General features: G+C 59.3%; 19 protein-coding genes. 8 read left to right on the top strand and 11 right to left on the bottom strand.

The window, feature by feature from the left end; translation table 11 throughout:
* The first annotated feature begins 55 nt into the window (after positions 1-55).
* Both AAGR08_RS00095 and AAGR08_RS00090 read left to right on the top strand, forming a co-directional pair.
* Positions 56-958 carry a GntR family transcriptional regulator gene (locus tag AAGR08_RS00095; protein ID WP_345827833.1) on the top strand — a complete coding sequence of 301 codons (903 nt, stop codon included), beginning with the start codon at positions 56-58 and terminating at the stop codon, positions 956-958.
* Positions 959-1,131: 173 nt separating this feature from the next.
* Positions 1,132-2,484, top strand: coding sequence for an MFS transporter (locus AAGR08_RS00090; protein ID WP_097095703.1), 1,353 nt, complete (start codon positions 1,132-1,134; stop codon positions 2,482-2,484).
* A gap of 86 nt (positions 2,485-2,570) precedes the next feature.
* Here the strand turns inward: AAGR08_RS00090 and AAGR08_RS00085 are convergent, their stop codons facing one another.
* The gene (locus AAGR08_RS00085) at positions 2,571-3,485 is read right to left on the bottom strand and encodes a LysR family transcriptional regulator (protein WP_345827831.1); all 915 of its coding nucleotides are present in this window, start codon (positions 3,483-3,485) and stop codon (positions 2,571-2,573) included.
* A gap of 2 nt (positions 3,486-3,487) precedes the next feature.
* Entirely contained in the window at positions 3,488-4,543 is a 1,056-nt protein-coding gene (locus AAGR08_RS00080; protein WP_345827829.1) for a dipeptidase, read from the bottom strand.
* Positions 4,544-4,731: 188 nt separating this feature from the next.
* On the opposite strand from AAGR08_RS00080, the gene AAGR08_RS00075 reads away from it, so the two are divergent.
* The 6 genes from AAGR08_RS00075 (at position 4,732) to AAGR08_RS00050 (ending at position 11,408) form a co-directional block, all read left to right on the top strand.
* Entirely contained in the window at positions 4,732-6,327 is a 1,596-nt protein-coding gene (locus tag AAGR08_RS00075) for an ABC transporter substrate-binding protein (RefSeq protein ID WP_097095700.1), read from the top strand.
* Positions 6,327-7,337 (top strand): ABC transporter permease, encoded by a 1,011-nt coding sequence (locus tag AAGR08_RS00070; protein WP_345827826.1) that lies wholly within the window; start codon positions 6,327-6,329, stop codon positions 7,335-7,337. Before AAGR08_RS00075 ends, AAGR08_RS00070 begins: the two co-directional genes overlap by 1 nt.
* Complete coding sequence (locus tag AAGR08_RS00065) at positions 7,334-8,233, top strand: ABC transporter permease (RefSeq protein WP_097095698.1); 900 nt, start codon at positions 7,334-7,336, stop codon at positions 8,231-8,233. Before AAGR08_RS00070 ends, AAGR08_RS00065 begins: the two co-directional genes overlap by 4 nt.
* Positions 8,234-9,061: an ABC transporter ATP-binding protein gene (locus tag AAGR08_RS00060; protein ID WP_345827824.1), complete on the top strand. Its 828-nt coding sequence runs from the start codon at positions 8,234-8,236 to the stop codon at positions 9,059-9,061.
* Positions 9,062-9,159: 98 nt separating this feature from the next.
* Positions 9,160-9,900, top strand: a complete 741-nt coding sequence (locus tag AAGR08_RS00055) for an ABC transporter ATP-binding protein (RefSeq protein ID WP_345827823.1) — start codon at positions 9,160-9,162, stop codon at positions 9,898-9,900.
* Entirely contained in the window at positions 9,897-11,408 is a 1,512-nt protein-coding gene (locus AAGR08_RS00050; RefSeq protein ID WP_345827821.1) for a serine hydrolase domain-containing protein, read from the top strand. The genes AAGR08_RS00055 and AAGR08_RS00050 overlap by 4 nt, the downstream gene beginning before the upstream one ends.
* A gap of 76 nt (positions 11,409-11,484) precedes the next feature.
* On the opposite strand, the gene AAGR08_RS00045 is transcribed toward AAGR08_RS00050, so the two are convergent.
* The 9 genes from AAGR08_RS00045 to dgcN all read right to left on the bottom strand — a co-directional run bounded on the left by AAGR08_RS00045 (position 11,485) and on the right by dgcN (position 21,789).
* The gene (locus tag AAGR08_RS00045) at positions 11,485-12,321 is read right to left on the bottom strand and encodes a fumarylacetoacetate hydrolase family protein (RefSeq protein WP_345827820.1); all 837 of its coding nucleotides are present in this window, start codon (positions 12,319-12,321) and stop codon (positions 11,485-11,487) included.
* Positions 12,322-12,468: 147 nt separating this feature from the next.
* On the bottom strand, positions 12,469-13,290 hold the full coding sequence (locus AAGR08_RS00040; RefSeq protein ID WP_345827818.1) for a M55 family metallopeptidase: 822 nt from the start codon (positions 13,288-13,290) through the stop codon (positions 12,469-12,471).
* 86 nt (positions 13,291-13,376) lie between these two features.
* On the bottom strand, positions 13,377-14,435 hold the full coding sequence (locus AAGR08_RS00035; protein ID WP_345827817.1) for a P1 family peptidase: 1,059 nt from the start codon (positions 14,433-14,435) through the stop codon (positions 13,377-13,379).
* A 2-nt stretch (positions 14,436-14,437) separates the two neighbouring features.
* Positions 14,438-15,322, bottom strand: coding sequence for an ABC transporter permease subunit (locus AAGR08_RS00030; RefSeq protein ID WP_345827816.1), 885 nt, complete (start codon positions 15,320-15,322; stop codon positions 14,438-14,440).
* Positions 15,322-16,251 carry an ABC transporter permease subunit gene (locus AAGR08_RS00025; RefSeq protein ID WP_345827815.1) on the bottom strand — a complete coding sequence of 310 codons (930 nt, stop codon included), beginning with the start codon at positions 16,249-16,251 and terminating at the stop codon, positions 15,322-15,324. The genes AAGR08_RS00030 and AAGR08_RS00025 overlap by 1 nt, the downstream gene beginning before the upstream one ends.
* A 119-nt stretch (positions 16,252-16,370) precedes the next feature.
* Positions 16,371-17,912, bottom strand: coding sequence for a glutathione ABC transporter substrate-binding protein (locus tag AAGR08_RS00020; RefSeq protein WP_345827813.1), 1,542 nt, complete (start codon positions 17,910-17,912; stop codon positions 16,371-16,373).
* 21 nt (positions 17,913-17,933) lie between these two features.
* The gene (locus AAGR08_RS00015) at positions 17,934-19,796 is read right to left on the bottom strand and encodes an ABC transporter ATP-binding protein (protein ID WP_345827811.1); all 1,863 of its coding nucleotides are present in this window, start codon (positions 19,794-19,796) and stop codon (positions 17,934-17,936) included.
* Positions 19,797-19,814: 18 nt separating this feature from the next.
* Positions 19,815-20,780: an N-acetyl-D-Glu racemase DgcA gene (gene dgcA / locus AAGR08_RS00010; protein ID WP_345827809.1), complete on the bottom strand. Its 966-nt coding sequence runs from the start codon at positions 20,778-20,780 to the stop codon at positions 19,815-19,817.
* A gap of 1 nt (position 20,781) precedes the next feature.
* The gene (gene dgcN / locus AAGR08_RS00005; RefSeq protein WP_345827807.1) at positions 20,782-21,789 is read right to left on the bottom strand and encodes an N-acetyltransferase DgcN; all 1,008 of its coding nucleotides are present in this window, start codon (positions 21,787-21,789) and stop codon (positions 20,782-20,784) included.
* Positions 21,790-21,894 lie beyond the last annotated feature (105 nt).

The following is a 21,894-nucleotide window of genomic DNA, read 5'->3' as shown; positions in this document are numbered from 1 at the left end:
GCCGCTTTTTTTGGGCTTTGTATGGTTTTTAATTAATAAAAAACCGGAGACGCGTATGAGCCGCAGTCAAAACCTACGTCAGAACGTGATTAACCAAATGCTGGAGGGCATTGCCAAACGGCATATCCGTTCGCCGCTGCCACCGCAGGCGGCGCTGGCTGAGATGTTCAACATCAGCCGCACGACGGTGCGCTACACGTTACAGCACCTGCATGAGCGTGGCGTGCTGGAGAAGGTGGATGAAACCTACGTGATTGTGCGCGATCCCTGCGATGAAGACGGTTTTAACGCTCTCACACCGCCCATTGAACAGCAGGCCATGCAGTTTGAGCAGACCTTTTTCAACCTGATTAACCAGCGCCAGCTGATGCCGGGTGACACCTTCAGCGAGCTGCAACTGGCGCAGCAGGTGAAAGTGAGCCCGATTGTGGTGCGCGAATTTTTGCTGCGCTTTATGCGCTATGACCTGCTGGAACCGGTGAAACGTGGTCAGTGGCGCATGAGGAAGTTCGATCAAAACTATGCCGAAAATCTGTTTGAGCTGCGCGAAATGCTGGAAACCCACGCGCTGACGCGCTTTCTCAATCTACCTCCTCAGGATGAGCGCTGGATGCAGGCGCGCGATCTGCTCGATCGCCATCGGTCGATGCGCGATACCATCGCCAGCAATTACCGCCACTTCGCCGCGCTGGATAAAGAGATGCACACGCTGATTCTCTCGGCCGCCAACAATCCTTTTTTCAATCAATCGCTGGAGATCATTTCAGTGATTTTTCACTCGCACTATCAGTGGGATGAAACCGATCTCAAGCAGCGCAATATCGTGGCGCTGGAGGAGCATATGGCGATTCTCACCGCGCTGATTAGCCGTCAGGATGTGGAAGCGCTGTGCGCCCTGCATAATCATCTCAGTACAGCCAAGACCTCGATGATCCGCTCGATTCGTCAGTACAATTAAAAACCGATTAAAAACCACAAAGCATTAGCTCCCGCACGAATCTGAAACATCTCCGCAACATCCGAACGGTTTGCTTCTAGTCTCGAAGTCAATCCGTTGTGGCAGCACCGTTTCGCTGCCGCAGGATCCCACATCCACGCATAACGATAAGTACTCACATCCGGGAGGTTGCAATGGAAAATACTTCGGCTCGTGGTCGCGAAAATGCGCCACAACCCGCTGCTGACGGGCAAGATTTTATCCCGGCACGCGGTGATGTAGTGCGCTCGCCGCGCATCAAAAAGATTCAGGTCACCGCCATGTTGCTGCTGCTGTTTGCCGCCATGATCAACTATCTCGATCGCAGCTCGCTGTCGGTCGCCAACATGACCATCCGCGGCGAATTGGGGTTATCCGCGACCGAGATTGGTTTACTGCTTTCGGCGTTTTCCCTGGCTTACGGCCTGGCACAGCTGCCGTGTGGCGCGCTGCTGGATCGCAAAGGGCCACGCATTATGCTGGCGATTGGCATGTTCTTCTGGTCGCTGTTCCAGGCCGCAGCCGGTTTGGTGCATAACTTCACCCAGTTTATTTTCGTGCGCATCGGTTTGGGGATTGGTGAAGCGCCGATGAACCCGTGCGGCGTGAAGGTGATTAACGACTGGTTCAACATCAAAGATCGCGGCATGCCGATGGGCATGTTTAACGCCGCTTCGATGATTGGTTTATCCATCGCGCCGCCTATTTTGGCGGCGATGATGATGGTCATGGGCTGGCGCGGCATGTTCATTACCATCGGCGTGCTGGGCATGTTCCTCGCCATCGGCTGGTATCTGATGTACCGCGACCGCGACAACAGCAAACTGAGCGGTGAAGAGATTCACTATTTGCAGGCGGGCAGCGTGGCATCACGCAAGGAACCGCTGAGTTTTGCCGAGTGGCGCGGCCTGTTCAAGCAGCGCACCATGTGGGGCATGATGATTGGCTTCAGCGGCATCAACTACACCGCGTGGCTGTATATCGCGTGGCTGCCGGGCTATCTGCAATCCACCTATAACCTCGACCTGAAAAGCACCGGTTTACTGGCGGCGATTCCTTTCCTGTTCGGCGCGGCGGGCATGCTGCTGAACGGTTATGTGGTGGATGCGCTGGTGCGTCGCGGTCACGATGCAGTGAAGGTGCGTAAGATCTCCATCGTCAGCGGCATGTTGCTGTCCGCCGCGTTTACTGCGTTTGTCACCCGTGCCACCGACACCACCAGTGCGGTGACGCTGATTGGTATGGCGCTGTTCTGCATCCACTTTGCCGGGACATCGTGCTGGGGTTTGATTCACGCCAACGTCACGGCACGCATGACGGCATCGGTCGGCAGCATCCAGAACTTCGCCAGCTTCGTGTTCGCCTCGTTCGCCCCGGTGATTACCGGTTGGGTGCTGGATACCACCAAATCATTTAGCCTGGCGTTGATGATTTGCGCCGGTGTGACGGTGGTGGGGGCGCTGGCGTATTTGCTGCTGGTACGTAAACCGATTACAGATGGGATTTGATGCAGAGCCGGATGCAGGACGGTCGCCATGAATGGCGATCCTACGGGTTTTGTAGGGTGCGCATTTATGCGCACCAGCAATAGGCGTTATGCCGGGCGGGTAAAAAACTGCGATTCACACTGCCGGGCAATCTCCCACAGCTTGTTGCGAATCACCTGTTTCAGCTGCAGCGTGGACTGCGACTGCGGCCGATCGCGGCGACTGATTAACATCACTTCAAACGGCAGCGGCTGCGCCACCGGCAGCAGCTTGAGCTGGTCGGCATAACGACAGGCGGTGAACAGATCAACAATTCCCACGCCGCCGCCCGCCAGCACCATATCGGCAATCACCGAATAGGTTTTGATCGACAGCGATACCGCTGGATTCAGCCCCTTATCGCGCAGCGCGCGGTGCAGTACCCGACCCAGCGGATCCTGATTCTGCATCATCAGCAGGTTGTTGGCGCACAGCCACTCCAGCGTCACCGGCTCATGATGGGTGTGATGGCGCGGCAGCAGCGCCACCATCGATGACTGAAACAGCGGCTCGGCAAGTAAGTCCGCCTCCACCTGCTGCCCAAACACCAGCGCGAAATCGAGCTGATTATCCATGATCATGCGGCACAACGTGCTGAAGTGCTCGGTCACCAACTCGACGCTAACCGACGCCGCCTGTTGTCGCCAGTTCACCAGCGCCGGTGCCAATACCATCTGACCAAATGCGTGCGCGGCGCCAACGCGCACCGTTTGCCCTTCGCCGCGCCGCAGCTGTTCGGTCAATTGGGTAATCGACTGTAAACGTTGATAGATATCTTCCACTTCCGGCAGCAAGCGCCGCCCTTCTGCGGTAACAACCATCCCCTGCGCACGCCGTTCGAACAGGGCAAAGCCAAGCTGCTGCTCGGCGTGATTCAGCACCCGGCTAACATTCGGCTGCGACACATTAAGCAGGCGCGCCGCCGCACTGATGCTGCCGGTCTGCACAATCGCCTGAAACACTTCAATATGCCGCAGCCGCATGGTTATTCGCCCCAGGTGGCTTCAAGTACGCGCAGCCAGTTGCCGTGGCAAATCTTCTCCAGCAGCGCGCGTGAATAACCGCGTGCCGCCAGCGCCTGCACCAGCAGCGGGAATCCGGCCACGTCTTTCAGGTCGCCCGGCATGGTTGCGCCATCGAGATCCGAACCAAATCCAACGCCATCTTCACCGACTTTTTCCAGCAGATACTCGACGTGACGCACGATGGCATCAACGCCGGTCGGCGCATGGCGATCGCCATCTTCGCGCAGGAACGGCACTGCAAAGTTAACCCCGACAAAGCCGTGGGTTTCGGCAATCGCTGCCAGCTGGCGATCGGTGAGATTACGTGACTGCGCGCTTAGCGCATGCGCGTTGGAGTGGCTCGCCACCAGCGGTGCATCGCTGATTTCGGCGGTGTGCCAGAAGCCTTTCTCATCCATGTGCGACAGATCGACCATGATGCGGCGGCGATTACAGTCACGCACCAGCTGCTTGCCCGCTGCCGTCAGACCGTTGCCGATGTCTGGAGAAGAAGGATAGAGGAACGGCACGCCGTCGCCGAACTGATTCGGACGGCTCCACAGCGGCCCCAGCGTACGCAAACCGCTGGCGTAGAGGATATCAAGCAGCTCGCCATCGCTATCCAGCGCTTCGGCGCCTTCCACGTGCATCACCACCGCTAACACGTTGTGAGCCATGCAGTGGCGAATATCGCGCACGCTGCGGCAAATCTTCACCTGGCCATTTGAGGCCTGCTCAATGCGCAGCAGCAGCGCCAGCATGGAAAAGGTGGCGTCGCGCGCAGCGCTGATAATTTCCTGCGGAAAATTTGCGAGGTCTGGCGCACTTCTTGCAATCAGAGGGTGGGACGGCACCCAGGTGGCGAAAATGCCACCTAACATATTTCCCTGACGGATACGCGGGAAGTCCATTTGGCCGCTGTGGGTGCCCGTAAAAAATGCCTTAACTGCGTCCGGCTGATGGTGCTGCCAGAGTTTATTCAGCACATCGTTATGGCCATCAAAAACCGGAATGGTGAAGGTTGTCGCATCAGACATGTTGTTCAGTTCCATGTTCGGGAGAAAGCGCAGCACTGCCAGCTGGCGGAGCAAATTGCACCAAAAAAGGGCGTGTGAAACAAAAGGCTTCGTGCCGGTATTAATCCTCCCGCACGCCAGGAAAGTCAAGACATAAAAACGCAAAATAACAATTTTTTATTTTAATTATCAATCAGTTGGGAGTTTACATGGTTACCAGAAGACGTTTTCTTGCAGGATGCACTGCCGTACCTGTTGTTTCCTACCTCAGCCTGAATTCCGCATTCGCCGCCACGCCACCCAGCATGCTGGTGATAGCGATGCAGCTCGATAACATCACCAGCCTCGATCCGCATGAAAGCTTCGAAGCCACCGGCGGCCAGATCTGCGGCAACCTGTATCAACGTTTAGTCACGCCCGATCCGCAACAAGCCGACAAAGTAATTGGCCAGCTGGCGCAAAGCTGGGACGTCAGCAGCGATAACAGCACGTATACCTTCCATCTCGATCCGGCGGCGAAATTCGCCGATGGTTCACCGCTCACCGCGGAAGATGTCGCATTCTCGATTGAACGTATCGTTAAGCTGGATAAGAGCCCGGCGTTTATCATCAACCAGTTTGGTTTCACCAAAGATAACGTGACGCAACAGGTGACGGCGAAAGATGCCCACACCGTGGAGATGAAACTCGGTGCGCCAGCGGCAGAAACTTTCCTGCTTTACTGCCTGTCCGCGACCGTTGGCAGCATCGTGTCGAAGAAGGCTTGTCTGGCGAATCAGCAGAACAACGATTTCGGCAACGGCTGGCTGAAGCAGCACAGTGCCGGATCCGGGGCGTTTACGCTGCGCACCTGGAATGCCAGCGAAACGGTGATTCTGGAACTCAGCCCGCAATATGCCGCGCAGAGCAAAATCAAACGCGTGATCCTCAAACATATCGCCGACCCAGCGGCGCAGGCGCTGATGCTGAAGAAAGGCGATGTCGATGCGGCGTATGACCTCACCACCGAACAGCTGCTGCAGGTGAAAAACGACAGCAGCGTGGCGCTGGTGAATCAATCGCTGTCGGCCATCATGCTGATGTCGTGCAACACCAATAATCAGTATCTGAAAAAGCCGCAGGTGTGGCAGGCGCTGAAGTGGGCGCTGGATTACGACAGCATCCAGAAAAACATTCTGTCGATGAGTTTTGTCACCCATCAGAGTTTCCTGCCGAGCGGTTTCCCGGCGGCGCTGGACGATACGCCATTCCACAACGATCTGGCAAAAGCCAAAGCGCTGCTGGCCGAAGCCGGTTATCCGGATGGCTTCGAAATCACTCTCGATCACTACTCGATGCAGCCTTACCCGGACATCGCGCAGGCAATTCAGACCCAGCTGGGCGCGATTGGCATCAAAGTGTCATTGATCGCCGCCGAAAACCGCCAGGTGCTGACCAAAATGCGCGCGCGTCAGCATCAGCTGGCGCTCACCGTGTGGGGCGCCGATTACTTCGATCCCAACTCCAACACCGAAGCCTTCTGCGTCAACACCGACAACAGCGATAACGCACGTGCGCGTACCCTGGCGTGGCGCTGCAGCTGGTCAGATGAACAGTTCAATAAACTGACCGAGCAGGCGCTGCACGAGCCGGATCCGGCAAAACGTATTGCCCTCTACCAGCAGATCCAGCAGCTGGGGCGTGAAAAGAGTCCGTTCATTTTCATGATGCAGAAGACCAAGAATGTCGCCACCCGCAAAGGCCTGGCGGATGTGCACATGACCGTGCTGGAGCAGTGGCCGTATGCGCAGGTGAAAAAAGCCTGATGCCGTTACTGAAGAGAATCGTCAGCACCCTGGGAAGCCTGGTGCTGACGCTGTTTGGCCTGTCGGTGTTGACCTTTTTCATCGGCCGCGTCATGCCCACCGATCCGGTGCTGGCGGCGGTCGGCGATAACGCACCACAATCGGTGGTGGAGCGCGTGCGGACGGAAATGGGGCTGGATCAGCCGCTTTACGTGCAGTTTGGTCACTACCTCAATCAACTGCTGCATGGCGATCTCGGCCGATCGATTCTTACCTCCAATCCGGTGAGCACCGATATCGCGCGCTTCTTCCCCGCCACCATGGAACTGGCGACCGCAGCCATCATTATCGCTGCGCTCATCGGTATTCCTCTCGGCGTATGGGCGGCGGTGCGTCAGGGTTCGTGGCTCGACCAAACCATTCGCGTGATCTGTCTCGCCGGCCATTCGCTGCCGGTGTTCGTGCTGGCGCTGTTGAGCCTGCTGGTGTTCTACGCGGTGCTCGGCATTGCGCCCGGTCCCGGCCGGCAGGACATTATCTGGCAGGATATGGTGCCGCAGGTGACCGGCTTCCTCACCATCGACTCGCTGCTGGCGGGAGAAATGGACGCCTTCTGGGATGCGCTGGCGCACATGGCGCAGCCGGTGCTGATTCTGGCCTACTTCAGCATGGCCTACATTACGCGCATGACGCGCACCTTTATGCTGAATGCGCTGAGCGGCGAATTCGTGATTACCGCCCGCGCCAAAGGGCTATCCTCGCGCCGGGTCATCTGGCGCCATGCCTTTCCCACCGTGGCGGTGCAGCTGGTGACGGTGCTGGCATTGACCTACGCCGGGCTGCTGGAAGGCGCGGTAGTGACGGAAAACGTCTTCGCCTGGCCGGGGCTGGGTCAATATCTCACCACCTCGCTGATGAACGCCGATATGAATCCGGTGGTCGGCGCGACGCTGCTGGTCGGCACCGTGTACGTGCTGCTCAACCAGCTGGCTGACCTTCTCTATCGACTTTGGGACCCGCGCGTAAAATGATCTTCTTCTCTCGAGACTGGCTGCTTGACGACACGCCAGCCAACCGCCGCCAGGCGGTGTGGGGCCGACGCTATCGCCTGTGGCTCAACCTGCGCAGCAATCCGCTGGCGATGATCGGCCTGCTGGTGATCAGCGTAATGCTGTTTCTGGCGCTGTTTGCGCCGTGGCTGACACCCTTTGATCCCGGCGTGCAGCATCTGGAAAACCGCCTCGCTGCGCCTTCTGCCGCGCACTGGCTCGGCACCGATGAACTGGGGCGCGATGTCTGGACGCGCATTATCTACGGCGGCCGCACCACGCTCGGCATGGTGATCGCTGTGGTGCTGCTCACCGCGCCGCTCGGCCTGCTGATTGGCTGCATCGCCGGCTATGCGGGCGGCTTCGTCGATAAAGCGTTAATGCGCATCACCGATATCTTCCTCGCCTTCCCGCGTTTGATTCTGGCGCTGGCGTTTGTCGCGGCCCTGAAGCCAGGTGTGGAGAGCGCGATTCTGGCGATTGCCCTCACCTCCTGGCCGCCATATGCGCGCCTGGCACGCGCCGAAACCTTACAGTTTCGTCATAGCGATTTTATCGCCGCCAGCCGCCTGACCGGCGCTTCGCCGCTGCGCATTATTCTGCGCCACATCATGCCGCTGTGCGTACCGAGCCTGATTGTGCGGGTCACGCTGGATATGAGTTCCATCATTATCACCGCCGCCAGTCTGGGCTTTCTTGGCATGGGCGCGCAGCCGCCGTCACCGGAATGGGGCACGATGATCGCCACCGCGCGTCGTTTCCTGTTCAGTGAATGGTGGGTGCCACTGATGCCCTGTATCGCGATTTTCCTGACGTCGCTGGCGTTCAACTTTCTCGGCGACGGTCTGCGCGACGTGCTGGATCCTAAGGAGCGCTAAATGTTGGTGGAAATTAGTAACCTGCGCATTGCCTTCCGCTCGCGCAGCGAAACCTTTGAAGCGGTGCGCGGCGTCAGTTTTAGCGTCGGCCGCGAGAAGTTTGCGATTGTTGGCGAAAGCGGCTCTGGCAAATCGCTCACCGCGCGCAGCCTGATGCAGCTGCTGCCGGGCAATGCCGAGGTCAGCGCTGATGTACTGCGCTTTGATGGCATCGATCTGCGCGGTGCCAGCGAGAAAGTGATGCGCAAAATTCGCGGCAAGCGCGTCGGTTTTATCCTGCAGGACCCAAAGTATTCGCTCAATCCGGTGATGACCATTGGCCAGCAGATTGCCGAAGCCTGGCGCGAGCACAAAGGCGGCAGCCATAAAGCGGCGATGCAGGCGGCGATTGCGCTGCTGGAACAGGTGAAGATTCACGATCCGGCTGCCGTGGCGAAACGCTATCCGCATGAAGTATCGGGCGGCATGGGCCAACGCGTGATGATTGCCATGATGCTGGCACCCGATCCGGAGCTGCTGATTGCCGATGAACCCACCAGCGCGCTGGATGCCACGGTGCAGGCCGAGATCCTTAAGTTGATTGACGAACTGGTGTCGGCGCGCGGCATGGGGCTGATCCTGATTAGCCACGATCTGCCGCTGGTGTCGCACTTCTGCGATCGTGTGGCGGTGATGTACGGCGGCCGCATCGTCGAGCTGCTCGACGCCGGGCAACTGCAGCAGGCACAGCATCCCTATACGCGCGGTTTGCTGGCCTGTTTGCCATCGCTGCGCCATGCGCGTGAGCGTTTACCCGTATTGCAGCGCGATGCCGCATGGCGGGAATAATTGGCAGGTCGCCATGAATGGCGCCCCTACGATCGTTCAGCGCGTTTTTGTAGGGTCGGCATTCATGCCGACCGTTTCCATGCCCGCACGGAGCATCCATGATTCAAATCGATAACCTGCACATCGCCTTCGGTGCGCACACGGCGGTGAAAAACGTCAGCTTTGCGGTGGGTAACGGCGAAAGCTTTGGCCTGGTGGGTGAAAGCGGCTCGGGAAAATCCACCATTCTGCGTGCGCTCGCCGGGCTGAATGCCGACTGGCAAGGCAGCATGCTGTTTGGCGGCATGCAGCTCAGCGCCAAACGCAGCCGCGCTTTTTATCGTCAGGTGCAGATGGTATTTCAGGACCCGTTTGGTTCGCTGCATCCGCGCCAGACCATCGATCGTATCCTGCACGAACCGCTGCTGGTGCATCAGCTCGATCGCGCCGAGCAGCGCATCAGCCAGGCGTTAAGCGAAGTGGGTTTGCCGGCGGCGGTGCGTTTCCGCTATCCGCACCAGCTTTCCGGCGGCCAGCGCCAGCGCGTAGCGATTGCCCGCGCGCTGATCGCCGAACCGGAAGTGCTGCTGCTGGATGAACCTACCTCCGCGCTGGATGTGTCGGTGCAGGCCGAAATCCTGAATTTACTCAGCGATCTACGCAGCGAGCGCAAACTCACCTACATTATGGTGACGCATAACCTCGCGGTGGTAACGCACCTGTGTCAGCGCATTGGCGTGATGCAGCACGGCGAGATGGTGGAGCAGTTGAGCGCCGACGATCTGCGCGCGCGACGCATCCAGCATCCGCATACCGCCCAACTTTTCGATCTCAGCATGACGCTGGAGGAACCGGCATGACCGCTAACTGGCAACACGCTGCGGATATCGCACAACAGATTACCGAGAGCTGGCAGCAGCCGGGCGCGCCGGGCGGCGCAATCGTGCTGTTTGATGCGCAGCAGATTCACGCCACCCACTGCGCTGGCCTGGCCGATTTGGCGCAGCAAACGCCATTCAGCGCCGACAGCGTGGTGCGCTTCGCCTCCATCACCAAACATATCTTTGCCGCGTTGGTAACCGGCCCCGGCCGCCGCTATCTGCAGCTTGATGACACGCTGGCGCAGCATCTGCCGCAGCTCAGCGGCGCCAACGGGCAGATTACCGTTGGCCAGGCGCTGGACATGAGCAGCGGCCTGCCGGACGTGCGCGAAACCTTATCGCTGCTGGGATTGTCGGTGTACAACGCCACCCGCGCCGCCGACCTGTTGGATTTTATCGCGCGTGAAGGCGAGCTCAACTATCAGCCCGGCAGCGAAATCTCTTACACCAACACCGGCTACCGGCTGGTGGAAGAAGCGCTAAAAGCCAAAGGCGTACGCTTCAACGATTTGCTGCAGCAGTACATCAGCGATCCGCTGGATATCAACCTGATTGCGCCGGAAAGCTGGTTCGATATCGTGCCAGGTTTAGCGCCGGGTTACTGGCAAAACGGCGACCATTGGCAGCTCGCCAGCGCCGGTTTGCATCTCTCGGCTTCGGGCAGCGTAACCGGCAGCCTCAATCATCTCACACGCTGGCTGCAAAGCCTGCTGGCCGATAGCGGACCGGGCGCGGGCGTGCTGCAGCGCCTGACTGCACCGCGCAATCTCAATGATGGTCGCACCAGCGGTTACGGTTTGGGCATTACCAGCTCGACGCTTGGCAGCCAGACGCTGTTTGGCCACGGCGGTTCGCACGCCGGTTATAAGAGCTATTTTCTGCTGCATCCGGAGCTGAAAATCGGCGTGGCGCTGGTCGCCAATCGCGAAGATGTCACCACTTCCGAAAGCGTGTTGCGCGTGATGGCGGCGCTGCTTAATCGCGAATTGCCGGAGAAAGGACACGATTTAACGCCCGGACTCTATGTGGCGGAAAATGCTGCCGACTGGCTGGAGATCAAGGGCGTGACGGCCACCTGGCTTGGCGCCGGCGAAACGCTGTGGCGCGATGATGCGCACGACGATGCGGTATCGCTCTCCAGCACCTTTCCGATGCAGTTGCGTCACGAGGGCGCGGCGATTGTCGGTGAAATTGGCCATGCCGCACGACGTTTTGTGCCGGTGCAGCCCGACCAAGCCAGCCTCGATAATCTGCAGGGCCGCTGGTTCGCGCCGCAGTGGCGCAGCGAGTTGGTGGTTGAAGGTGATAGCTTGCTGATGGGCATCGGTCCGGCGGCGATTCGCGCCCGGTTACAGTCGTTAGGTGGCGATCGCGTACTGGCCACCGCGCAGGATGGACCGTGGGAGAAGCGTTTTGTGATTGCGCGCGCAGGCGACACGCTGCAGTTGATGTTGAACCGCAGCCGGGTGGTGAGGTTTAGCCGTTAAACCAGGTGCGCATTAATGCGCACCCTACAAGACCGGCTCGATTCTGTCGTAGGGTCGCCATTAATGGCGACCGCATTCAGACCACGCGGTGACGCAAGCGGCCGATTTTCTCGATCTCCACTTCAATCTCATCGCCGGGGAACATAAACAGCGGCGGCGTACGCTTTTTGCCCACGCCACCCGGTGAACCGGTGATGATCACATCGCCTGGCGACAGCGGGCTGAACGCTGAAATGTACTCAATGATCTTCGCCACCGGATGCACCATGCTGGCGGTGGTATCGTTCTGCACTTCGCGCTGATTCAGCCAGGTTTTAATTGCCAGCTGCTGTGGATCAGGGATCTCGTCGGCGGTGGTCATCCACGGCCCAAACCCCCCGGTTTGCTGCCAGTTTTTACCGGCGGTGAACCAGGTAAACTGCATGTCGCGCACCGTGGCGTCCATAAAGCAGCTATAGCCAGCAACGTGCTGCAACGCATCGGCGGCCTTCACCTGATAGGCCGCTTTGCCAATGACCACCGCCAGTTCGCCTTCGTAATCAAACTCCTGCGTAGTGGCCGGTTTCAGCAGCGGCTGTTCGTGCGCCGCCAGCGAATCCGCAAAACGCACAAACAGCGTGGGCGCTTCAATCGTCTCAGCAAACTCTTTGCGTTTGTCGGCGTAGTTCATGCCAACGCAGAACACTTTGCCCGGATTTTCCACTACCGGCAGGAAGCGAATGGCGCTAAACGGATGATCAACGGGTTGCACCAGGTAGGCATCAAGATCGCTCAACGCGCCGCGTTGCAGTAACGTTTTGAGATCCGGGCAGTCCGCACCGAGGCGCGCACCGATATCAATCACGCCTTCCTGCTGCACAATACCGTAACTTTTTCTTTGCTGGTCAATAAGATAAAAACTGCAGAGCTGCATGACTGCCTCGTTGTTATAGATAAATTGCGCGCAGGTTAGCAAAATTCAGCAGGAGATGCGGACCGACCTGCTGATTTAGCGGTCGCCATAAATGGCGCCCCTACGTGTTGCATGTGGCAACGTCGTAGGGTGCGCATTAATGCGCAATTACGACTGCGTGCTCGCCAGATAGGAGAAGGCGCTCAGCAGGCCGATCAGCGTGTTCATCTCATCCGCGCGATAGCCGACGGTCACCGCATCAATGCGCGTCACGCCGGGAATCAGGCTGAACAGATCCGCCAGCACCGGTTTGCTGGCCTGCAGCTGCATCTCATAAGGCGCGCTCAGGCGCGTGGTGCTGACCTGCCGTTTACGCTGTACGGCGACGGTCGCCGCTGCGCGAATGGCGTTTTGCGCCGCCTGCGGGCTGATGGATTCGGCGCAGGTGTGCGAGATGGCGCGTTTCACGCAGACGTAATCCACCGAGGGATAGTGTTCCGCCATCCAGCCTTTAAGCTGATCGTCACCGCTCACCAGCCACAGCGGCGTGCCCTGTTCAGCCGCCGCGGCCGCATAAATGTCGCTTTCGCCCATCACCTTGCCGTTGATGTGAATACGCCAGAACGCGCGGCCGTTGATGGTGTGCGCCAGCACGCCCGGCTCGCCCGCCGCGCTGTGGTAGCCGATAAAGAACAGGCCATCAAACGGCTGCTGTTCAATGCCTTCCACCATCGATAAACCGCGCGGTTTGCCCTGCACCATGCGCGCACGCGGATCGATATTTTCCGCGCGCAGGTTGGTCATCTGCGCATGGCTGTCGGCCACCACCACTTCGGTGGCGCCCCCGGCAAAGGCACCGTCGATGGCGGCATTCACTTCCTGTTCCATTAGTCCGCGCGCCAATTGATATTCCGCGTGGCCAGGTGAACACTGTTCCGAGCGCATCACGCCCGCGATGCCTTCGATATCGGCTGAGATGAAGATTTTCATGAGGTTGGGGTTCCGTGCGGTTATTAGCAGAGGCCGCCATGAATGGCGACCCTACGGGCCTGTGGTGTTTTTTGTAGGGTCGGCATTTATGCCGACCGGGACGACAGCGCCAATCGATACAAAACGTCGCTTAACGACGGACGATAATGCCCGCGGAAACCGGTGACGGCTTCGGCGCTCAGCAAGGCATCCAGCACCGCGTGTTCGGTGGCATCGGCGGCGGCGGCGAGCAGCGGTTCCAGCGTGGATTCTTCCGGCGGTTGTGGCCGGGGCTGGGTGGAAAACGCCACAGCAATATCGCCCGAGCCGTGGCCCCAATAGCTGCCCAAACGCCCTAAACCGGCACCTGCGCGTTTGGCGACGCGCTTCAGTTGCCGCGCATCAAGCGGCGCATTGGTCGCCATAATAATGATGATGGAACCGGCATCGCGCTGCGGCGTCAGTTCCGGCAGCAGCGGCGCAATCATCTCGCCAAGGCGCACGCCATCCAGCGTCAGTGCGGTCAACGCGCCGAAGTTCGCCAGCACCAGCACGCCAAGCGTGGCATTGAGCGACGGAATCAGGCGCGATGCGGTGCCGATGCCGCCTTTCAAACTAAAACAGCTCATGCCGCGCCCGGCACCAACGCTGCCGCGGTCAAAATCGGCGGTGGCGTTATCCAGTGCCTGTTGCGCCATGGCTTCCGTAATGGCCAGCGCCTGAATGTCATTCAGCCAGCCGTCGTTGCACTCCAGTGCTAGCGGATTGACCGTCGGCAAACTGCGGCCCAGCTCGTGGTTGCGGCTGATGGCATCGCGCACCAGCGTGGTAAATAGCGTGCCCACCGCCAGCGTGTTGCTGAGCAAAACCGGCGTCTGCAGCACGCCCAACTCTTCGACCTGTACCAGGCCAACCGGCTTGGCGAAACCGTTGAACACCGCCGCCGCACACGGCAATGGCTGGGTAAACAGATTGTCGCCCGGTGGCACAATAGCGGTGACGCCGGTTTGCCGCTCGCCGTCCGCCAGCGTGTAATGTCCGACGCGTACGCCCGGCACATCGCTGATGCGATTAGTGGCACCGCTAACGCTGCGCGGTTGTCCCAGCTGGCGCTCGCTGCGCCAGCGTTGCAGCAGCAGATCGCGCTGTTGTTGTTGAAAATCCATACTTAGCTCTTCAGTTTAGGATCGAGCGTGTCGCGCAGCGCGTCACCCAGCAGGTTAAACGCCAGCACGGTAATGAATATCGCCAGACCCGGAAACACACTGACGTGCCACAAGCCAGCCATCATCATGCTGCGGCTCATCGCCAGAATATTGCCCCACTCCGGCACATCGGGTTCAGGGCCGAGGCCGATAAAACTCAGCCCGGCAGCAGTGAGAATACTGGTACCGATACGCATGGTGAAATAGACAATCACGTTCGAGAGCGTGCCTGGCAGAATATGGCGCAGCAGAATCACGCGATCCGGCGCGCCGGCGCAGCGCACTGCTTCGACATACGCCGCCTGCTTTAACGACAGCGTGGAAGCACGCACGATGCGGGCAAACACCGGCACGCTGAAGATGGCCACCGCAATGATGACGTTATTCAGTCCCGGCCCGAGAATCGCTACCACCGCAATCGCCAGCAGCATGCCGGGAAAGGCGAACAGCACGTCGGAGCCGCGCATAATCAGCATATCGATCCAGCGGCCATAATAGCCCGCCAGCAGGCCCAGCAGCACGCCGACTATCATGCCGAGCGTCACCGACAGCACGCCAACGTACAGCGAAATGCGTGCACCAAAGATGATGCGGCTGAAGAGATCGCGGCCCAATTCGTCGGTGCCCATCCAGTGCGTGCTGGACGGCGGTGATGACAGCGCCATCCAGTCCGGTGCCATTGGATCCCAGGGCGCCAGCCACGGTGCGAAGACGGCCACCAGCACCAGCAGCAGCACAAAACCGCCGGAGACCAGCGCCAGCGGATTACGCACCAGCGCGTGCAGGAAATCACGCCACGGCGAACGGATCGCCTCCTGCGCGTGGGCAGGCAGAGATTGCAGACTCATTACGGCTCCTGTCGCAGGCGAATCGCTGGGTTGACCACGGCATACAGCAGATCGACCAGCAGGTTAATCACAATAAATTCAAACACGAACAGCATCACTAACGCCTGGATCACCGGCTGATCCTGCGCCTTGATCGACTCGATCAACAGCCAGCCTAATCCCGGCCAGTTGAAGACGCTTTCGACCACGATCGATCCGCCGAGCAGAAAACCAAACTGCAAGCCGAGCATGGTGATCACCGGGATCAATGCATTGCGCATCACGTGTTTCCACGTCACCAGCCGATTACGCAGCCCTTTGGCTTTGGCGGTGCGCACGTAATCTTCCTGCGCCACTTCGAGAAACGCCGAGCGGGTGAAGCGCGCCATCACCGCCGCCACCGATGAACCGAGCGTGATGGCAGGTAATACGATGTCGCTGGGTTGATTGAAGCCGCTGACCGAAAACAGGCCAAACGGCATGGCGACGAACTGGATCAGCAGCAGGCCCAGCCAGAAGGTCGGCATCGAGATGCCGCCCACGGCGACGCTCATCAACGTCCAGTCCTGCCATTTACCGCGTTTCAGCGCGGCAAACACGCCGAGGAATAACCCCAGAATCACCGACCAGGCAAAACCCGCCAGCGCCAGCCACATCGTCGGCATAAAGCCTTGTTTAATCACTTCCAGCACCGGCTGCTGGGTGCGATAAGTGACGCCAAGATCGCCGCGCAGCAGGCCGCCGATCCAGTTGATGTATTGCTGCGGTAGCGGATCGTTAAGTCCGAGATGCTGGCGCGCAGCTTCCACCGCGGCTAAAGGCGCATCCGGCCCGGCGTAGATGCGCGCCGGATCGCCGGGCAGCAGCTTGATGAAGCCGAAGACCAGCAGCGAGACCACCAGCAGTACGGGGATCATCTCCAGCAGTCGACGAATGATGTATGCGAACATGCGGTTCCTTTATTTTGGGGATGGTGCTCGCTGGCCCTCACCCCAGCCCTCTCCCGCAAGCGGGAGAGGGAGTTATTCGTCCCCTCTCCCGCTTGCGGGAGAGGGTTAGGGTGAGGGCTTTACTTAAACGCCGCCTGATTAAACAGGAAGTTGCCATCCGGCAGCATCGACACGCCGCTCAGCGTGCTGCGCTTGCCAACCAGATTGTCTGGCGTGCCGAGGAAGGCCACCGGTGCCTCTTTCCACAACACTTTCTGCGCTTCAGCGTATGCCTCGCCACGTTTGGCCGGATCGGCGGTGGCTAAACCTCCGGCAATCGCTTTGTCGGCTTCGGCATTGCTGAAGTACGAAACGTTGTAAGAGGTCGGCACCCAGGATTCGGTGGCATAGAGTGGACGCAGCGCCCAGTCGGCATCACCGGTTGAAGTGGACCAGCCGCCGTAATAGAGGTCAAATTCCGCCTGTTTCGGGTCTTTCACGCCCCACAGTTTGGCGTTGCGCGTGCCAGAATCCATCGGCGTGACCGTGGCGCGAATGCCCACCGTTGCCAGCTGCGCTTTCAGCACCTGCGCGGCACGCACGCTGGCGGTGGCGTTGGTGACCCACAGTTTCAGGTCGAGGCCGTTCGGATAACCCGCTTCCTTCAACAGCGCTTTGGCCTCATCCGGCGCATAGCGATAGTTCGGCGCGCTCTGCTTCTGATAGAACTGCACGCCTTGCGGAATCGCCGAGCTGGCCGGTTTACCCATGCCGGCAAAAGCCACTTTCAGCCACAGATCGCGGTCGATGGCGTAGTTGATCGCCTGACGCACGCGGACATCATTCAGCGGCTTGTGCTGGGTGTTGATCGCCATGTAGTAGAGGTAAATACTCGGATCGCGCTGGATCGCCAGTTTGCTGTCGCTCTGCACGGTGGCGATCAGATCCGACGGCAGCGGCCAGATCGCATCAACCTGCCCCGATTTTAGTGCCGCGACGCGCGTGGCATCTTCCGGACTTGGCGAGAAGATCACGTTATCCACCTTCGGCCAGCCCTTCTGCCAGTAGCCGTCGTACTTCGCTAAGCTGACAGCTTTACCCGGCTGCCAGCTGACGAATTTGAACGGGCCGGTGCCCACCGGATGCAGGCGCAGCTGCGCTTCTTCCGGATATTGCTTCAGGATTGCCGGGCTCCACATCACCGCCGACGGATGCGCCAGCGTGTTGATGAAGGCACCAAACGATTGGTTAAGCTCGATTTTTACCTGGTCCGGCGCCAGCACCGTGACCTTCTCAATCATCTTGTACAGGCTGTTGCGCTTGAGGCCTTTTTTCTGATCGGCGAGGCGATCGAGGTTGGCTTTTACTGCTTCGGCATCAAACGGCGTACCGTCCTGGAAAGTGACGTCTTTACGCAGCGTCAGGGTAAATTCAGTGGCGCTGTCGTTGCTGGTGTAGCGGGTGGCCAGCCACGGCTGCAGCTTCATCTGTGCATCGAACTGGAACAAGCGCTCAAAGATGCCGCTCTGCACCGAGTAGCTGACGTTGTCGGAAGTATCGTGCGGATCGAGGCCGGTGATATCGGCATACATCGAAATGCGCAGATCCTGTGCCTGAGCAGCAGCGGCCAGCGAGAGGGTCAATCCCAGCGCAAGCGCCGTACGGCGGAAAATCGGGTTCATGAAATCTCCTGGTATTGAGGGTTAGCGCGAAACACAGTCAGCGACCCAGTGTTGCGGAGCAACCTGGCGATAACGTGGTTTGATGACCGTTTCTCCCACCTTGCGCAGCGGCGAAGGGATGTCGCTCTCTTCGAAAGTGCGGGGTTGCCGGTTCTGAGGATCGGCTACCGGCACCGAGGCCAGCAGACGTTGGGTATAAGGATGTTGTGGCTGGTTGAACACCGACTGGCGCGGCCCGAGCTCAACAATCTGGCCGAGATACATCACCGCCACGCGGTTAGCAATGCGTTCTACCACCGCCATATCATGCGAAATAAAAATCCACGCCACGCCGGTTTGCTGTTGCAGATCCATCATCAGATTGACCACCTGCGCCTGAATCGACACGTCCAACGCCGAAACGGCTTCATCTGCAATGATCACCTTGGGTTTCAACGCCATAGCGCGCGCAATGGCGATACGCTGGCGCTGGCCGCCGGAAAATTCGTGCGGATAGCGCCGCGCATGTTCCGGCAGCAGTCCCACGCTTTTTAGCAGCGCATCGACCTGCGGCGAGGCCTCGTCCAGCGACTTCACCATGCCGTGCAGCAGCAGCGGCTCGGCAATGGTGAAACCAACCGTCAAACGCGGATTAAGTGAGGCGTAGGGATCCTGAAATACCATCTGAATTTCACGGCGCAGCGGTTGAAACTGTGCCTCTTTCAGGTTGGCGATTTCATTGCCCTGAAAATGGATGCTGTCGGCGTCGCTGTTAATCAGCCGCATCAGCGCACGCCCGGTGGTGGATTTACCGCAGCCGCTTTCACCGACAATCGCCAGGGTTTCGCCCGGCCACAGGCTGAAATCGATCTGCTCCACCGCGTGCACCTGATGGGTCAGCGCCGAGAAAATGCCGCTGCGAATCGGGTAGTACACTTTCAGACCACGCACATCCAGCAGCGGCGTTTCATCGTAGCGCGCGGTGCGCTGCTCGCTGCGATCGTTGGCCTCGCTGCCCAACAACGGAAAGCGCTGCGGCCACGCGTGTTCACGCATATCGCCGAGTTTCGGTACTGCGGCGAGTAATGCTTTGGTGTAAGGATGCTGCGGCGCACTGAAGATGTCGCTGACCGTGCCCTGCTCAACCACTTCGCCACGCAGCATTACCACTACGCGATCGGCGATTTCGGCCACCACGCCCATGTCGTGGGTGATAAACAGCACCGCCATCTGCTTCTCGCGCTGCAGGTCGCGCAGGATGTGCAGAATGCGCGCCTGCACCGTAACGTCCAGCGCGGTGGTCGGCTCATCGGCAATCAGCAGCTGCGGATCGCAGGCCAGCGCCTGGGCAATCATCACGCGCTGGCGCATGCCGCCCGACAGCGAATGCGGATAACTTTTCATCACGCGATCCACATCGGCAATACGCACCTGACGTAATAACTCACGCGCGCGCGCCTCGGCCTGGCTTTTGTCACAAATCTGGTGGTCACGCAGCGCTTCAGTTAGCTGATCGCCAACGCGTAATACCGGATTGAGCGAGGTCATCGGCTCCTGAAAAATCATCGCCATCTCACGGCCACGCAAAGTGCGCCGCTGAGCTTCAGTAAGGCTGGCCAGTTGATGGGCTTTGCCCTGACGATCGCGAAACTGCATGCTGCCGCGATCGATACGGCCAGAGGCGGCGAGTAAGCCCATCACCGCCAGCGAGGTGACCGATTTTCCCGAGCCGCTTTCGCCCACCACGGCGACAATTTCGCCCTGATGAATGTTAAAACTGATGCCCTTCAGCGCCTGATTCTCGCCGCTGCGGCCGCGAAAACTGACGCTGAGATCCTGAATCGCGAGCACCGGCTCAGAACCGGCAACGCTGGCGGCGTAGGGGGTAAGTAAAGTGTCCGTCATCGTTGCTCCGCGTGCGGGTTACAGCCAGATTCGGCCTTGAGCGTAAGAAAGGAACGGCGAGCTGTCGGCGGCCAGCCAGATCGGGCCATCGAGATCGACATGTTCGGCGGCTATCGCCACCGGCAGCGCCGCCTCCATCGCCAGCGATGAGCCGAGCATGCAGCCCACCATCAGCCGCATATCGCGCTTCTGCGCCTCTTCCACCATCGCCAGCGCTTCGGTGAGCCCGCCGCACTTATCCAGCTTGATGTTGATCATCTCGTAGCGATTGCGCAGCGGCGCGATGTCTTCTCGCGTGTGGCAGCTCTCATCGGCACAGATTGGAATCGGGTGCGCAAACCGCTGCAGCTCCTGATCCTGGCCCGCCGGCAGCGGCTGCTCGACCATCGCGATGTTGTAGCTAACCAGCGCATTGAGCAGGCTGGGCAGATCGACGCCCGACCAGGCTTCATTGGCATCAATGATTAAGGTAGCGCGCGGCGCGGCCTGACGGATCGCCGCGACTTTTTCAAGAATCTCGTCGCGATTAAGTTTGATTTTCAATAGGATGGCACCGCGCGATACTGCATCGGCAGCGGCGGCGGCCATGTTCTCGATGGAATCGAGGCTGAGAGTTTCGGCGGTAATCACCGAGGGCGGCTGAGCACGTTCGCACTGTTGCCACAGCGTGTGCTTCGCCAGCGCGGCATCCAGGCGCCACAGCGCACAGTCCAGCGCATTACGCGCTGCACCCGCAGACAAACGGCTTTGCAGATCGAGGCGGCTCAAGCCCGCTTCAATGTCGGCGCGCAGCGTTTCCAGTTCAGCGTTGACGCTTTCCGGCGTTTCATCGTAGCGCGGCGTTGGCGTACATTCGCCCCGACCAATGAAGCCGTTCTGCTCCAGCGTCACGCGAATCACTGTGACCGCCGTACGCGTGCCGCGCGAGATGGCAAATGGACGCGCCAGCGGCAGCTCCAGCACTTCAATCTGCATGCGCCGCATGTTAGCCACGCTCCTGCAGCAGCGCGGCGATATCCGCCATGCCAAATCGCACCGGATCGGTGGCCGGCACGCCGAATTCAGCGCTGATTTCACTGCAGTAGGCGCGCGCTTCCTGTTCGCTGTAGTTCGAGGTGTTGATGGCAAAACCGGCCAGTTGCACAACCTCGCTGGTGACGTGCGCCGCGCGCAGGTTGGCTTCGACACAATCCTTCAGGCTCACCATCGGCTGATGCGGCAGATGACGCATATGCGGACGGCCCATTTCGTGACACATCACCAGCCAATGCGGCTGGGCACCGTGGATCAGTCCCATACTGACGCCAGCGTAAGAGGGATGGAACAATGAACCCTGGCCTTCAACGATATCCCAGTGATCGGCATCATTGGCAGGCGACAATGCTTCGGCCGCACCGGCGATGAAGTCGGCAATCACCGCGTCAATCGCAATCCCTTCGCCTGCCACTAAAATGCCGGTCTGACCGGTAGCGCGGAAATCGGCTTTCATGCCGCGTTCGCGCATCGCCGCTTCCAGCGCCAGCGAGGTGTACATTTTGCCCACCGAGCAGTCGGTGCCAACAGTAAGCACTCGCTTACCTGTACGCTTTTTACCACTTCCCACGTTCAGTTTTGGACGCATATGGCGCAGGTCAAACAGCTTAACCCCTTGCGCTTCTGCTAACGCGACCAATTCCGGTTCATCGACTAAACGGTGGTGCAAGCCGCTGGCGACGTTCATCCCGGCAGCAATGGCGCTTTTCACCGTGTCGAGCCAGTGTGTTGGCAGGTAACCACCGGCATTGGCGGTGCCAAGCACCAGCGTTTTGGCGCCGCGCGCTTTGGCGGCGGCGATATCCAGTTCTTCGAGGCCAAGGCTAACGGTGCAGCCTGGCAGTTTGATTTCGCCAACGCACTGCTCGGGTCGCCATACCTGAATGCCGCGCGCGGTTTTAGCGGCCAATGGATCGGTAACGTCGCCGAGGAAGAGTAAATAAGGTTGAGGGATCAGCATGATGTTTCTCGTTTCAGACGGTTTATAGGGCCTGAGCTGACTATTTCATGCAGAAGAAAAGGTGACGAATGCTTGTTTAGTAGCGGGGTATAACCTGCGGCTATA

Origin of the sequence: Pantoea sp. BRR-3P (assembly GCF_039621635.1) — a bacterium.
Lineage (GTDB): Bacteria > Pseudomonadota > Gammaproteobacteria > Enterobacterales > Enterobacteriaceae > Pantoea > Pantoea floridensis.
Note: the sequence above shows the minus strand (reverse complement) of the source record. Positions and strands in the feature narration are given on the sequence as shown.